Origin of the sequence: Pseudomonas sp. 273 (assembly GCF_029201425.1) — a bacterium.
GTDB classification, from domain to species: domain Bacteria; phylum Pseudomonadota; class Gammaproteobacteria; order Pseudomonadales; family Pseudomonadaceae; genus Pseudomonas; species Pseudomonas delhiensis.
The window spans coordinates 5,827,703-5,842,268 of sequence record NZ_CP116775.1 but is presented as its reverse complement, the minus strand read 5'-3'; the positions used below and the strand labels follow the sequence as shown (position 1 = coordinate 5,842,268).

Below are 14,566 nucleotides of genomic sequence, written 5' to 3'. Positions count from 1 at the left end.
GAAATCACGGCCCGGACCCACACGTCCACGGCGATCCGCCCAATCAGGCGCATCGCGGCCTGCCGACCCGATCGGGTCGACCAGGCCACCGGGCTACGCACCGCCCAGAAGGTGGAGCGAGGTGAGCCGGCGCCAGAAGCGACGAGCCAGGACGGGTTTCCCGAGGGGAGGTCAGTGACCTCCCTTTTTTCTTGCCCGCGATTTGCCTGCCGACCTTTACCTTGACTTTACCCTGACACCCGCGATGCGCCGCCGATAGCGTTGTCTACCAGGCATGCGAAACCACGAGACCGGCCGGCAGGCCGCTGCGAGGCATTCATGAAGTCGGGCATCTGGCGTCTGGCATCCGTTGGGCTGTTGTCGCTGGCCATCGCCGGCCAGGCCTTCGCCGAAGGTCAGGGCCCGGGTCAGGGCGACCATGGCGGGCATGGCGGCAATGGCGGAGGCCAATGGCAAGGACGTCCGCAGGGCAACCAGGGTGGCCAGTGGCAGGGCCGTCCGCAGGGCAGCCAGGGTGGCCAGCCGCAGGGCAACCAGGGTGGCCAGTGGCAGGGTCGTCCGCAGGGCAACCAGGGTGGCCAGTGGCAGGGCCGTCCGCAGGGCAGCCAGGGTGGCCAGTGGCAGGGTCGTCCGCAGGGCAACCAGGGTGGCCAGTGGCAGGGCCGTCCGCAGGGCAGCCAGGGTGGCCCGCAGCAGGGCCGTCCGCAGAGCAACCAGGGCGGCCAGTGGCAGGGTCGTCCGCAGGGCAACCAGGGTGGCCAGTGGCAGGGTCGTCCGCAGGGCAGCCAGGGTGGCCAGTGGCAAGGTCGCCCCACGGCAGGCCGTGACGATCACGGCTCCGATCGCGGGCCGGGTGGCTGGACCACGCAGTGGCCCGGCGCCAACCAGGGTGGCGGCCAGCGCCCCGGCTCCGGCCGTCCGCCTGCCGGTGGCAACGCCTGGCAGAACCAGGGCCGGCCGCCGGCACCGGGCAACGACTGGCACGGTCGCCCGCCGGGCGGCAACTGGGGCCCGAAGCCTTCGTACTGGCGGCCCGGCTACGAGGTCGAGCACATGCCTCCCGGCTATCGCCGGGTGCCCTGGCGCGGCAACGACTACTTCTTCAACGACGGCTACTGGTACCGCCCCCATGGCTCGCGCTACGTGGTGGTGACGCCGCCCTACGGCGTGCGGGTCGGCTACCTGCCGTCCTTCGCCGAGCAGGTGTGGATCGGCAGCATGCTGTACTTCCTCGCCGCCGGTACCTACTACCTGTTCGACACCGGCTCGCAGAGCTACGAGGTGGTGCCCCCGCCGCAGCAGGCGCAGGCCGCGCCGATGACCAACCCATACGACGTGATCGCCTACCCGATGTACGGGCAGAGCCCGCAGCAGCAGGCCCAGGACCACTACGAGTGCCACACCTGGGCGGTCGGGCAGAGCGGCTTCGACCCGGCCATGGCCAGCTACGCGCCTTCGCAGCAGGCGGTGGATACCTACCGCGGGGCGCTGGGCAGTTGCATGCAGGGGCGTGGCTACAGCGTCAACTGATGGTCTCGCGGCCCACCACTTCCAGCGGGTCGGCGTGCACCAGCACCTCGGCGCGGGGGAACTCGGCGCGGATCGCCAGCACGGCCTGGTCGCACAGCGCATGGGCCTGGGACAGGCGCATGTCGCCGGGCAGCTCTAGGTGCAACTGGACGAACCAGCGGTCGCCGGAAATGCGCGTGCGCAGGTCGTGGGCGCCGGCCACCCCGGGCACCTGGCGCACCAGCTCGAGCATGCGCTCGCTGACGTCCGGCGGCAGCTCTTCGTCCATCAGCACCGCCACCGATTCGCGGGCGATGCGCACCGCGCTCCAGAGGATGTAGGCGGCGATGCCCAGGCCGAACACCGCGTCCATCTGCGGGAAGCCGTAGTGCGCCAGGAGCAGGGCGACCAGGATGCTGCCGTTGAGCAGCAGGTCGGAGCGGTAGTGCAGCGAGTCGGCCTGCACCGCCAGTGAGCCGGTGCGCTTGATCACCTGGCGCTGCAGCATCAGCAGGGCGACGGTCAGCGCCAGGGACAGCAGCATGACCAGGATGCCCCAGCCGGTGGCGCCCAGCGGTTCGGGGTGCTGCAGGCGATCCAGCGCCTGGGTGCCGATGAGCACCGCGCTGACCGAGATGAACAGCGCCTGGCCCATGCCCGACAGCGACTCCGCCTTGCCGTGGCCGTAGCGGTGGTCCTCGTCCGCCGGGCGCAATGCATAGCGCACCGCCAGCAGGTTGAGCAGCGAGGCGGCGCCGTCCAGCAGCGAGTCGGTGAGGCCGGCGAGCAGGCTCACCGAGCCGCTGTACCACCAGGCCAGGGCCTTGGTCACCACCAGGATGACGGCCACCGCCAGGGAAGCGCTGGTGGCCAGGTGCAGCAGGCGGGCACGCTCCTTGTCCAAGTTCAGCGGGTGTCCTGGCGTTGTGGCAGGAAGTAGATGTAGTCGAGCAGCGGCGCCGGCTGGCCGAGGGCGGTGAGCGCGGCGCTCATCTGCCCGCGGTGGTGGGTGCCGTGGTTGACCAGGTGCTGGACGATGTCGGCCAGGCTCTGGCGGTGCTCCTGGCCGGCCATGTTGCGGTATTCCAGCTGCTTGCCGAGGTCGCGTTCGTCCTGCTGCGCCAGCCACTGCTGCCAGCCGCCCACGCCTGCGCGGAGGAAGTCGGCCAGGGCGGCGCGGTCGGGCGCCGCCTCGGTGTCCAGGCGGGTGAACTGCCAGGGCCGGCCGGCGACGCGGTCGAGCCAGATGCGGTCGACCACCGCGAGGTGGTTGAGGGTGCCGTGCAGGCTGCCGAAGAACAGCCCGCGCGGCTCGCGGTAGACGGCTTCGTCCAGGGGCGCGACGGCCTCGAGGATGCGCTCGTGGGCCCAGAGATGGTAGTCGAGGAGTTTTTCCAGGTGGCGCCCCAGTGTCGCGTGCATGTCAGCCCTCCAGCTTGAGCCCCAGGCTGGCCAGTTGCTGCGGGTTGCCGACGCGCTGGATCAGGCGTGGGTCGTCCAGCGGCAGGGCACGGCCGGTCTCGCGTTCGATGATTGCCTTGAGTTTAGTCCGGTCCACCTGGCCGTCGGCGCCGACCGCCTCGTGCAGTTTCTCGGGGGCGACGGAGTACTTCTCGTCCGGCAGGTAGATGGCTCCGGTGGCGAAGTCTACGCCGAAGGCGATCAGCCCCGGGATGATGTAGAACAACAGTCCGATGGCGTCGAACACGGCGATGGCCGGGTCGATGCGGCCGTCGATCTGGCCGCGGCGGTCGGGGTAGAACAGGGTGCCGCAGGCGGCCAACTGGCTCAGCAGGGCTGCGCTGAGAACCGCGCAGGAAACTCGGGTGGCAAGACGCATGTAGAACCTCCTGGAGGGTACTTCCGGCAACTATATCAACGAGGCGCGGGGCGCCTCCATCGGCAGGCCGTGCTACCTGTAACTGGGACTGCGGCGGAGTGGCTGCGGTTCGCCGTTATAATCGCCGGTTCGTCATTTCCGTCTGCTTAAGGGTGGATGAAATATAGCCATGAATGCCCTCCCCATCGATGCTGTCCTGCCGGCCCTGCGCCAGGCCTTGAGCGCGCGCCACGAGACCGTGCTGGAGGCGCCGCCCGGCGCCGGCAAGACCACCCGGGTGCCGCTGGCGTTGCTCGACGAGCCCTGGCTGGCCGGACAGGGCATCCTCATGCTCGAACCGCGCCGCCTGGCCGCCCGCGCCGCGGCCGAGCGCCTGGCCGCCGAACTGGGGGAGCGGGTCGGCGAGACGGTCGGCTACCGCATCCGCCTGGACAGCAAGGTGGGGCCGAAGACGCGCATCGAGGTGGTCACCGAGGGCATCCTCACCCGCCGCCTGCAGGATGACCCGGCGCTGGAAGGCGTGGGGCTGGTGATCTTCGACGAGTTCCACGAGCGCAGCCTGGACGCCGACCTGGCCCTGGCGCTGACCCTCAATGGCCGCGAGCTGCTGCGCGACACCCCGCTGAAGGTGCTGGTGATGTCCGCCACCCTGGAGGGCGAGCGGCTTGCCGCGCTGCTCGACGACGCGCCCGTGGTGCGCAGCGAGGGGCGGATGTTCCCGGTGGACCTGCGCTGGGGCCGGCCTTTCCAGCCCGGCGAGTTCGTCGAGCCGCGGGTGCTGCAGACGGTGCTCCAGGCCCTGGCCGACGAGCCCGGCAGCCTGCTGGTGTTCCTCCCGGGCCAGGCCGAGATCCGCCGCGTTGCCGAGCAACTGGGCGAGGCCCTGGCCGGCCGCGACGAGGTGCTGCTGTGCCCGCTGCACGGCGAACTGGAACTCTCCGCCCAGCGCGCCGCCATCGAGCCGGCGCCGCCAGGCAAGCGCAAGGTGGTGCTGGCCACCAATATCGCCGAGACCAGCCTGACCATCGACGGCGTGCGCGTGGTGGTGGACGCCGGGCTGGCGCGGGTGCCGCGCTTCGACCCGGGCAGCGGCATGACGCGCCTGGAGACCCAGCGCATCTCCCGTGCCTCGGCCACCCAGCGCGCCGGCCGCGCCGGGCGCCTGGAGCCGGGCGTGTGCTACCGGCTGTGGTCCGAGGCGCAGCACGAGCAACTGCCGGCCTACGGCACGGCGGAAATCCTCCAGGCCGACCTCGCCGGCCTGGCCCTGCAACTGGGCCGCTGGGGCGTGGAGCCCGGGGAGCTGGCCTGGCTCGACGTGCCGCCGGCTGCCGCCTATGCACAGGCCTGCGACCTGCTCGATCGCCTCGGCGCGCTGAACGACAAGGGCGCGCTCAACGCCCATGGCCAGGCCATGGCCGAACTGCCGGCGCACCCGCGCATCGCCCACCTGCTGCTGCGCGGCCAGGCACTGGGCCTGGGCCGCCTGGCCTGCGACGTCGCCGCGCTGCTGGGCGAGCGCGACATCCTGCGCGGCGCCGGCGCCGACCTGCACGAGCGCACCGCCCTGCTGGCCGGGGAGTCGGCCGGCAACCGCGCCAGCCGCGGCGCGGTGCAGCGCGCGCGGCAGCTGGCCCGGCAATTCCGCGGCTACCTGCGCGGCCAGCCGGCCGAGGCGGTGGCCGACCCCGATCACCCGCGCTGGCTCGGCGCGCTGCTGGCCTTCGCCTATCCCGACCGTGTGGCCCGCCAGCGCCGCGGGGGCGGCGGCGAATACCGCCTGGCCAACGGCCGCGCCGCGCAGTTCGGCGAACCGGACGCGTTGATGAAGGAGCCCTGGCTGGTGGTCGCCGACCTCGGCAGCCGCCAGGGCCAGCGCGAAGAGCGCATCTACCTGGCCGCCGCCCTGGACGCGGCGCTGTTCGACTCGGTGCTGGCCGAGCAGGTGAGGGCGCACGACGAACTGGACTGGGACGAGCGCGAAGGCGTGCTGCGCGCCGAGCGCCAGCGCAAGGTCGGCGAGCTGGTGCTGTCCAGCGAGGCGCTGCCCAACCTCGACGCCGAGGCCCGCAGCCGCGCGCTGCTCGGCCTGGTGCGGCGCAAGGGCCTGGAGCTGCTGCCCTGGACCCCGGAGCTGCGCCAGTGGCAGGCGCGGATCGCTTTGCTGCGCCGGCTCGACCTGGAAAGCAAGGGCGAGAGCGAGTGGCCCGACGTCGGCGACCAGGCCCTGCTGGCGAGCCTGGAGGCCTGGCTGCTGCCCTACCTGGGCAAGGTCTCGCGCCTGGCCCACTTTGCCAACCTGGAGCTGCCCGGCATCCTCCACGGCCTGCTGCCCTGGCCGCTGCCGCAGCGCCTGGACGAACTGGCGCCGCGCACCCTGCAGGTGCCGTCCGGCTCGAACATCCGCCTGGACTATAGCGAATTCCCGCCAGTGCTCGCGGTGCGCCTGCAGGAGCTGTTCGGCCTGGCCGACACCCCGCGCATCGCCGGCGGCCGCCTGGCGGTGAAACTGCACCTGCTGTCGCCGGCGCAGCGCCCGGTGCAGGTGACCCAGGACCTGGCCAACTTCTGGCGCAGCACCTACGCCGAAGTGAAGAAGGACCTCAAGGGCCGCTACCCCAAGCACTACTGGCCGGACGACCCGCTGATCGCCGAGCCGACCGCGCGGGCCAAGCCGCGCAGATGAGCATGAGTCGGAATTAAAATGCTGGTTTATTGTCTGTTCACTACTTGAATCGGAATTGTATTGCCGGAAAATGCGGGTATAGCTAAATTGGTCGGTATCAGAGTTCCGATTCAGGCGCCCACATGTCCGAGCAACTCACGCTCCAGACCTACGTCGATGGCCAGTGGCACGATGCCCTGGTGCTGACGGTCGAGAACCCCGAGAAGGTTTCGCTCGGAGCGACCTCGGCCGGCTATGCCACGGACTACCTCGTGACGTTCATCGAGCGGATGGACTCGGTGATGGAGCCGGCGGTGAGCGTGAACTTGCCGCTGGGCTGGAATTCGGTGCGAGGTACCGGGTACCCGGCCTTCGTCTACGACATCATTCCCGCGGGCGCGGCATACCGTTCCCTGCTCAAGCGGTTCGGCGGCGACAAGCCCGAGGGGATGGACGTGGGGCTCTTCATCTTCAAGCGCTGCACGCCGTCGCCCATCGGGCATCTGCGGGTGAAGGAGTCGTTCGACTATCTCGATACCACGCGCAAAGAGGCCTTCGCGCGACAGGAGGTGGAGGACAGGACGAACGAGTTCCTCGAATACGCCTACGAGACGGGGGCCGCGCTGGGCGGCGCCACGGGGGCGCAAGGCGAGGCGCCGAAGCTGCTCATGGCCGAGGACGACCAGGGGCAGCTTCATGCCGACGCCATGCTCGCGGACGACCAGGTGCGCCGGCACTGGCTGATCAAGTTCGCCCGCAACCGGGTGAGCGAGACCGACAAGGCCATTCTTCGGGCCGAATACCACTACTACCGGGCCATCGCCGAACTGGGGCTAGACACCGTTCCCATCGATGGGCTGGCGCTTTGCGAGGGGACGCGGCCGAGTCTGTGGATGCCCCGCTTCGACCGCCGCATAGTCGATGGGCGGGTCGAGCGCATTCCCATGGAATCGATCTACTCGGTCTGTCAGGTGACCGAACAGGGGCAGAGGATGGCCCACGAGGACGTTCTCCAGCGCCTGGCTGCCCTCTGGACTGCCAATGGCCAGGGCGCGGAAGTGGAGGACCTGGTATTCGAATATGTCCGGCGCGACCTGCTGAACAAGATTCTCGGCAATTCGGACAACCATGGTCGGAACACTGCGATCTTCCGCAGCGCCGGTCGGTTCCAGCTGGCGCCTGTCTATGACCTGGCGCCGATGGTGCTCGATGCCGAGGGCATAACGCGCGCGACGAAGTGGGAGAGCGAACGCAGGGGGAATCCGGATTGGGCCGAGGTCTGCGCCGCCCTGAAGGGCATTGCCGAGCCGAACACCCTGATGGCTCGCCTGAAGAAGGCCGCACAGGCATTCAGGGCCCTTCCCGAATTGCTCGCGGACCTGCCCGACGAGGTGAAGCGCTCGGCGAACATCCCGCTCAACCATCTGGACAGACGCCTGGGCGAATGGGGGCTGCTATGAGAGACATCACCGTCGAGGAGCGCCAACGGCTGATCGACGACATCCTCCGGGCGAACGTGCAGGGCTGGGAGTCGCTCGGTGTTTCCATCCGTCGGCTGCGTGTCGAGGTCACCGGGTTGGACCAGGACACCTTCGCCGCCATGTGCAGGATGTCGACGAAGGCGCTCTACCAGCTGGAGAACGACAAGGGGAATCCCACCCTCGGAACGCTCAACGGCATCCTCAACAAGTTCGGCATGAGGATGGCGCTGGCTTCGATTGTGGCCGATGCGGCGTTCCCGGCGCGGTCCGGCAAGGCCGAGGGCCGGCCCCTTCCTCGCGGTACCAGCCCCTCCATGGCGAAGCGCCGGGCAGCGGCCGGGCCTGCCGGGAAGAGCAAGGCCTGAAGGCGCACCCATGGCCAGCACCGCGGGGGCGTTTCGCAGGCTTTCGAGGGCGCCCGGGCGCAGCGCCAGAGCGGCCGCCTCGTCTACAATAGGCACAAATCGCCGCGAGTCCCCCCATGTCCGAAACCGATAGCCGAGCGCTGCAAGACCTGCCGCTGGAGCAGCTGATCGCCTGCCATGAATGCGACCTGCTGATGCGCCGCGAGCCGGTCCCCACGGGCAACCGCTCGGTCTGCCCGCGCTGCGGCTACGAGCTGGAGATCCACCGGCCGCACATGGTGCGCCGCGCCCTGGCGCTGGTGCTCACCGCGCTGATCCTGTACGTGCCGGCCAACTTCCTGCCGATCATGAAGATCAACATCCTCGGCCAGACCGGCGTCGACACCGTCTGGAGCGGGGTGCAGGGGCTCTACAACTCGAACATGCAAGGCGTCGGCATCGTGGTGTTCCTGTGCAGCATGGTGATCCCCCTGGCCAAGCTGCTGTGCCAGCTGTTCGTCCTCTGCAGCCTGCGTTTCGACGTGGCGCGCGGGCAGGCCATGCAGCTGCTGCGCTGGTACCAGCACCTGCGCGAGTGGGGCATGCTGGAGGTCTACCTGATGGGCATCCTGGTGGCCATCGTCAAGCTGATCGACATGGCCGAGCTGCACATCGGCGTGGGCCTGGCCTGCTTCATCGGCCTGCTGTTCAGCCAGATATGGCTGGAGGTGACCATGTCGCGCCACCAGGTGTGGGAAGAACTGGCCGGGGAGTTCGACGATGAGGGCCATTGACGCCGGTATCCTGACCTGCGGCGAATGCCACCAGCTCAACCGCGCCACCGACGAGGAGCCGCAGCACTGTTCGCGCTGTGGCTCGGCGCTGCACGCGCGGCGGCCGAACAGCCTCACCCGCACCTGGGCGCTGCTGATCACCGCGGCCATCCTCTACATCCCGGCGAACCTGCTGCCGATCATGACCGTCAACTTCCTCGGCAGCGGCACCCCGGCGACCATCATGGAAGGGGTGGTGGAGCTGATCCACGCGGACATGATCCCGGTGGCCGCGGTGGTGTTCGTCGCCAGCATCCTGGTGCCGACCTTCAAGCTGGTCGGCATCGCCCTGCTGCTTTACTCGGTGCAGCGCCACCAGCCGATGTCGGCGCGGCAGCGCATCGTGATGTACCGTTTCATCGAATGGATAGGTCGCTGGTCGATGCTCGATATCTTCGTCATCGCCATCCTCGTGACCCTGGTGAATTTCGGCAACCTGGCCAGCATCGAGGCGAACCTCGGCGCGGCCGCCTTCGCCTGCGTGGTGGTGCTGACCATGCTGGCCGCAGTGACTTTCGATCCCAGGCTGATCTGGGATAACACGGACGCGGAAAACGACGATGAGTGAACTCCCCACCCCCAAGCTGCGCAAGACCACCAACTGGTCGGCGATCTGGATCCTGCCGCTGATCGCCCTGGCGATCGGCGCCTGGCTGGCCTGGCGGGCCTACGACCAGGCCGGGGTGATGATCAACATCCAGTTCGAGAGCGGCGACGGCATCCAGGCGAACAAGACCGAGGTGATCTTCAAGGGCATCGCCGTGGGCAAGGTGATCGACCTGCACGTGAACAAGCCGACGCTGGGCGTGACCGCCACGGTGGAGATGCGCAAGGAGGCCATCGAGTACCTGAGCGAGCGCACGCGCTTCTGGCTGGTCAAGCCGCGGGTCTCGCTGGCCGGGGTGACCGGGCTGGAGACACTGGTGTCGGGCAACTACATCGCCATCGACCCGGTGAAGGGCGAGCTCAACCACGATTTCGTCGCGCTCAAGGAGCCGCCGCCACTGTCCGACAGCCTGCCCGGCCTGCACCTGGTGCTCAAGGCCGAGCGCCTGGGCTCGCTGGAGCAGGGCAGCCCCATCTACTACCGGCAGATCCAGGTCGGCCAGGTGAAGAGCTACCAGTTGGCCGAGGACCAGAAGACCATCGAGGTGAAGGTCCACATCGAGCCGGCCTACGCCAACCTGGTGCGCAAGCACACGCGCTTCTGGAACGCCAGCGGCATCACCCTGTCCGGCAGCCTCAGCGGGCTGAAGCTGCGCACCGAGTCGCTGGCCAGCATCGCCGCCGGCGGCATCGCCTTCGCCACCCCGGACAGCTACCCGGACAGCCCGCCCACCGACCCGACCAAGCCGTTCCGCCTCTACGAGGACTACGACGCCGCCCAGGCCGGCCTGGCAGTGCGCCTGAAGGTCGACGACGTCAGCGGCCTTTCCGCCGGCAGCACCCCGGTGATGTACAACGGCGTGGAGGTCGGCACGGTCAAGGCCATCGACATGAACAAGGACTTCAACGGCGCCACCGCCACCCTGTCGATGGACCCGCGCACCGAGGAGTTCCTCAACGCCAAGACCGAGTTCTGGCTGGTCAAGCCGAGCATCTCGCTGGCCGGCATCACCGGGCTGGAGGCGCTGGTGAAGGGCAACTACATCGCCGTGCGCTTCTCCAAGGAGGGCGAGCCGACCCGCGAGTTCGCCGTGCGCCCGAAGGCACCGCCGCTGAACCTCGACGCACCGGGCCTGCACCTGGTGCTGACCAGCGACCGCCTGGGTTCGCTGGAGGTGGGCACGCCCATCCTCTACCGGCAGATGAAGGTCGGCACCGTGCAGAGCTACCAGTTGTCCCGCGACCGCCAGCGGCTGGTGGTGGGCGTGCACATCGAGCCTGAATACGCGGCCCTGGTGAACACCTCCACGCGCTTCTGGAACGTCAGCGGCGTGACCCTGAGCGGCGACCTCAACGGCATCAAGTTCAAGAGCGAGTCGCTGCAGACGCTGATCAGCGGCGGCATCGCCTTCGACACCCCGGACCCCAAGGCCGCGCCCATCACCAAGGTGCGCCGCTTCGCCCTCTACGACAGCGAGGAAAGCGCCCACGCCAAGGGCCAGGTGATCGAGCTGCGCGCCGACTCGGCCGACGGCCTGCGCGAGGGCACCGTGATCCGCTACCGCGGCCTGGACGTGGGCCGCGTGGAGCAGGTGGACCTCAGCCGCGACCTCGGCGGCGTGGTGCTCAAGGCCCGCCTGGTCAAGGCCCGGGACAGCATCGCCCGCCAGGGCAGCCGCTTCTGGGTGGTCTCGGCGCAACTCGGCCTGGGCGGCGCGGAGAACCTCGGCACCCTGGTCAGCGGCCCCTACATCGAGGTGCTGCCGGCAGCCAAGCCGGGCCCGGCGCAGAACAGCTTCAGCCTGCTGGCGCAGCAGCCCAACCGCCTGCTCGACGCCGACGGCCTGCGCCTGACCCTCAGCGCCGCCCGCCGCGGCTCGCTGAAGCCGGGCGTGCCGGTGACCTACCGCGAGGTGCAGGTGGGCAAGGTCACCTCCTTCGAGCTGGGCGAGCAGGGCGACCGGGTGCTCGTCCACATCCTCATCGAGCCGCGCTACGCGCCCCTGGTGCGCACCGGTAGCCGCTTCTGGAACACCAGCGGGGTCGGGGTGGACGCCGGCCTGTTCAAGGGCGTGAAGGTGCGTACCGAGTCCTTCGAGACCATCCTCGCTGGCGGCGTGGCCTTCGCCACCCCGGACAACGCCCAGATGGGCGCCGCGGCGCGGCCGGGGCAGACCTTCGCGCTGTTCGACGAGTACCAGGACGAGTGGCTGCAGTGGGCACCGAAGATTCCGCTGGGGAAGGCGGTGGGCGAGTAGGGCGTATAACCGTTCGCGGTTATACGCCGCTTATCCGAGGCCAAGCGCCCCGCCGGGAGACCGGGCGGGGCGTTTCCTTTTGGGGCCTTGGGCTTTTTGTAGGAGCGAGCTTGCTCGCGAATCGTGTTCACCGGTGGCTTCGGTGCTTGGGTCTGGCTCCTTTCCCTCTCCCTAACCCTCTCCCTGAAGGGAGAGGGGACCGTTGGGCAGACGCTGGTGTTCTGGAGTCAGCCGGCAACACCCAAAACTGCCGGCTGGAACCGGATCTTCTCTCGGCACGGACAAGCCCCCTCTCCCTTCAGGGAGAGGGTTGGGGAGAGGGTGCTCTTCGGGATGATACCTTTCGCGAGCTAGAGCCAGGCGCCCCCTCGCTCCTACGAAAAGCCTGGCGCCTCAGCGGCTACTGCGCGCCGCCCGGGTGGTCAGCAGGTACACCGGCACCCCCGAGATCAGGATCAGCAGCGCCGCATAGGGCGCCGCCGCCGCGTATTCCAGCGTCGAGGTATGCACCCACACCGCAGTGGCCAGGGTCGTCAGCCCGGTGGGGCCTAGCACCAGGGTGGCGGTCAGTTCCTTCATGCTGTCGAGGAACACCAGCACGAAGCCCGCGCCCATGGCCGGGGAGATGATCGGCAGGGTGATGCGCAGGAAGGCGCGCAGCGGCGTCTGGCCGAGGGTGCGGGCGGCTTCCTCCAGTTGCGGCGAGGCCTTTTCCAGGGCCACGCGGATCGGCGCCTGGGCCAGGGGCAGGAACAGCAGGGCGTAGGCGATCAGCAGCAGGGCGCTGGTCTGGTACAGGTCCGGGACGTAGTGCAGGGCGAAGTACACCAGCGACAGGGCGATCACCAGCCCCGGCAGGGCCTGCAGCAGGTAGGGCAGGCGTTGCGCCCAGCGCGCCAGCGGCCCGGGGTAGCGCACCACCAGGAAGCTCACCGGCAGCGCCAGCAGGCAGCCGAGCAGGGCGCCGCCGAAGGACAGCGACAGCGACGACAGCAGCGCCTGGCCGATCTCCAGCAGCGGGAAGGCCGCCGAGGCGCCGGTGAGCAGCCAGTAGCCGAGCATGGCCATGGGGATGCCGGTGCCGACCACCACCAGTGCTACCAGCAGCAGCTGCAGCGGCCATTTCCAGGCGCCCAGGCGCACCCGCCCGGCCTGCCGCGCGCTGCCCTGGCCGGTGCGCACCAGGCGGCCGCGGCCGCGCATGCGCAGTTCCAGCCACAGCAGCAGGAAGCACAGCGCCAGCAGCACCGAGGAGAGCATGGCCGCGGTGGCGTTGCTGAATTCCAGTTCGAATTCCTGGTAGATCGCCGTGGTGAAGGTCTGGAAGCGCAGGATCGACAGCGCGCCGAACTCCACCAGCATGTGCAGCGCCACCAGCAGGCTGGTGGCCGCCAGCGTCGGGCGCAGCAGCGGCAGGGTCACCCGCCAGAACACCTGGCGGCGCGACACGCCGAGCATGCGCGCGCTTTCCTCCAGCGACGGGTCGAGGTTGCGCAGGGTGGCCGCCAGCGGCAGGTACACCAGCGGGTACTTGGACATGGCCATGACCAGCACCGCGCCGCCCAGGCCCTCGTAGGCCGGGCTCAGCGACACCCAGGTGAAGCTGCTGACGAAGGAGGGGATGGCGAACGGCAGGCACAGCAGCACGTTCCAGTAGCGCCGCCCGGGCAGGTCGCTGCGCTCCACCAGCCAGGCGCAGGCCAGGCCGAGCAGGGCGCTGGCCAGGGTGACCAGCACCAGCAGCTTGAGGGTGTTGCCGAACAGGCGGAACACGTAGGGCCGCCAGAGCAGTTCCCAGGCCATGTGCCAGCCCGAGTCCCAGGCCTTGGCCGCGACGTAGAACAGCGGCAGCGCCGCCAGCAGGGCGAGCAGGACGACCGGCGGCAGCAGCCACAGCGGCGCCTTGCGCCCGTGGCCGCCGCGGGCCTGGACCACGGGCGCGGCGATGGACATCAGTTCAGGCCGACGTCGCGTTCAAGGTCGAGCGCGTCCTTGGCCTCACCCATGTCGGCGGGGCTGAGCTGCGGCGGGTTCAGCTCGGCGAACGGCTTGAGCTGCGGGTCGGCCTGCATGCCCTTGCGCAGCGGGTACTCGGCGGACTGGCTGAGGATGGCCTTCTGGCCCTCTTCGCTGAGCATGAAGGCGACGAACTGCTGGGCCTCCTTCGGGTGCTGGCTGGACTTGAGCACGGCGGCGCCGGAGACGGTGACCAGCGCGCCCGGGTCCTGGTTGCCGAAGAAGTACAGGCGCGAGTTCAGTTCGCCCTTCTCCTTCTTCAGGGTGTACCAGTAGTAGTTGTTGATCAGCGCCATGTCGACCTCGCCGTTCTCCACGGCTTTCATGGCGGTGACGTTGTTGGTGTAGATGGCGCCGAAGGCCTTCAGCCCGGTCAGCCAGTCCTCGGCGGCGTCGCGGCCCTTGAGCTTGATCACGGCCGAGACCTGCTCGAGGAAGGCGCCGCTGGTGGGGACGAAGCCGAAGCGCCCGGACCACTGCGGGTCGGACAGGTCCATCAGGCTCCTGGGCAGGTCCTTCTCGTCGATCTTCTTCGGGTTGTAGGCCAGCACCCGGGCGCGCGCGGTGATGCCCACCCAGTCGCCCTTGCCGCCGGCGTTCTGCGCCTCGACCAGGGCCAGGGTGCCGGCGTCCAGCGGGGCCAGCAGGCCGGCGCCGGACAGGCGCATCAGCGGCGGCGATTCCTCGGTGTAGATGACGTCGGCCGGCGAGCGCGCGCCTTCCTCGGTGATCTGGCTGGCCAACTGGCCATCGCCGCCCTTGCGGATCTTCACCGGGATGCCGGTCTTGTCGGTGAAGGCCTTGGCGATGGCGATGCCGGTGGCGGCGTGCTGGCCGTTGTACAGGGTGAGGGTGACCGGATCGGCCGCGGCATGCAGAGACAGGCCGCCGAGCAGGCAGGCCAGGACAGCGCCCTTGACGCCGGCGAGCAGACGAACAGACATGGAAACTCCCGTGGTGTCGCCAATGAGAATGCAAGCCATTATATGTAACCTGGCCTTTCCGGCCAAACTC

Annotated in this window: 12 protein-coding genes; 7 read left to right on the top strand and 5 right to left on the bottom strand. The window is 69.2% G+C overall.

Going from position 1 to position 14,566, the window contains the following annotated elements; genetic code table 11:
- Positions 1 to 318 precede the first annotated feature (318 nt).
- Positions 319 to 1,530, top strand: a complete 1,212-nt coding sequence (locus tag PKO50_RS26665) for a DUF6515 family protein (RefSeq protein ID WP_275627716.1) — start codon at positions 319 to 321, stop codon at positions 1,528 to 1,530.
- Here the strand turns inward: PKO50_RS26665 and PKO50_RS26660 are convergent.
- From PKO50_RS26660 to PKO50_RS26650, 3 genes are read right to left on the bottom strand one after another with little or no spacing between them, the layout of a single operon-like run.
- Positions 1,523 to 2,419 carry a cation diffusion facilitator family transporter gene (locus PKO50_RS26660; RefSeq protein WP_275630534.1) on the bottom strand — a complete coding sequence of 299 codons (897 nt, stop codon included), beginning with the start codon at positions 2,417 to 2,419 and terminating at the stop codon, positions 1,523 to 1,525. The genes PKO50_RS26665 and PKO50_RS26660 overlap by 8 nt on opposite strands.
- On the bottom strand, positions 2,416 to 2,931 hold the full coding sequence (locus PKO50_RS26655) for a DinB family protein (protein ID WP_109933648.1): 516 nt from the start codon (positions 2,929 to 2,931) through the stop codon (positions 2,416 to 2,418). The genes PKO50_RS26660 and PKO50_RS26655 overlap by 4 nt, the downstream gene beginning before the upstream one ends.
- Position 2,932: 1 nt before the next feature.
- Positions 2,933 to 3,349, bottom strand: coding sequence for a hypothetical protein (locus tag PKO50_RS26650; protein ID WP_009617385.1), 417 nt, complete (start codon positions 3,347 to 3,349; stop codon positions 2,933 to 2,935).
- A gap of 169 nt (positions 3,350 to 3,518) precedes the next feature.
- On the opposite strand from PKO50_RS26650, the gene hrpB reads away from it, so the two are divergent.
- The 6 genes from hrpB to PKO50_RS26620 all read left to right on the top strand — a co-directional run bounded on the left by hrpB (position 3,519) and on the right by PKO50_RS26620 (position 11,536).
- Positions 3,519 to 6,035 carry an ATP-dependent helicase HrpB gene (gene hrpB / locus PKO50_RS26645; protein ID WP_275627715.1) on the top strand — a complete coding sequence of 839 codons (2,517 nt, stop codon included), beginning with the start codon at positions 3,519 to 3,521 and terminating at the stop codon, positions 6,033 to 6,035.
- A 122-nt stretch (positions 6,036 to 6,157) separates the two neighbouring features.
- Positions 6,158 to 7,474, top strand: coding sequence for a HipA domain-containing protein (locus tag PKO50_RS26640; RefSeq protein WP_275627714.1), 1,317 nt, complete (start codon positions 6,158 to 6,160; stop codon positions 7,472 to 7,474).
- Complete coding sequence (locus tag PKO50_RS26635) at positions 7,471 to 7,860, top strand: helix-turn-helix transcriptional regulator (RefSeq protein WP_275627713.1); 390 nt, start codon at positions 7,471 to 7,473, stop codon at positions 7,858 to 7,860. The genes PKO50_RS26640 and PKO50_RS26635 overlap by 4 nt, the downstream gene beginning before the upstream one ends.
- Positions 7,861 to 7,976: 116 nt before the next feature.
- Positions 7,977 to 8,633: a paraquat-inducible protein A gene (locus tag PKO50_RS26630; protein WP_109936207.1), complete on the top strand. Its 657-nt coding sequence runs from the start codon at positions 7,977 to 7,979 to the stop codon at positions 8,631 to 8,633.
- Positions 8,620 to 9,240, top strand: a complete 621-nt coding sequence (locus PKO50_RS26625) for a paraquat-inducible protein A (protein ID WP_109936208.1) — start codon at positions 8,620 to 8,622, stop codon at positions 9,238 to 9,240. Before PKO50_RS26630 ends, PKO50_RS26625 begins: the two co-directional genes overlap by 14 nt.
- Positions 9,233 to 11,536 carry an MlaD family protein gene (locus PKO50_RS26620; RefSeq protein ID WP_275627712.1) on the top strand — a complete coding sequence of 768 codons (2,304 nt, stop codon included), beginning with the start codon at positions 9,233 to 9,235 and terminating at the stop codon, positions 11,534 to 11,536. The genes PKO50_RS26625 and PKO50_RS26620 overlap by 8 nt, the downstream gene beginning before the upstream one ends.
- Before the next feature lie 393 nt (positions 11,537 to 11,929).
- Here the strand turns inward: PKO50_RS26620 and PKO50_RS26615 are convergent, their stop codons facing one another.
- Both PKO50_RS26615 and PKO50_RS26610 read right to left on the bottom strand, forming a co-directional pair.
- Positions 11,930 to 13,489, bottom strand: coding sequence for an iron ABC transporter permease (locus PKO50_RS26615; protein ID WP_275627711.1), 1,560 nt, complete (start codon positions 13,487 to 13,489; stop codon positions 11,930 to 11,932).
- Positions 13,489 to 14,496, bottom strand: a complete 1,008-nt coding sequence (locus PKO50_RS26610) for an iron ABC transporter substrate-binding protein (protein ID WP_275627710.1) — start codon at positions 14,494 to 14,496, stop codon at positions 13,489 to 13,491. The genes PKO50_RS26615 and PKO50_RS26610 overlap by 1 nt, the downstream gene beginning before the upstream one ends.
- Positions 14,497 to 14,566: the final 70 nt, after the last annotated feature.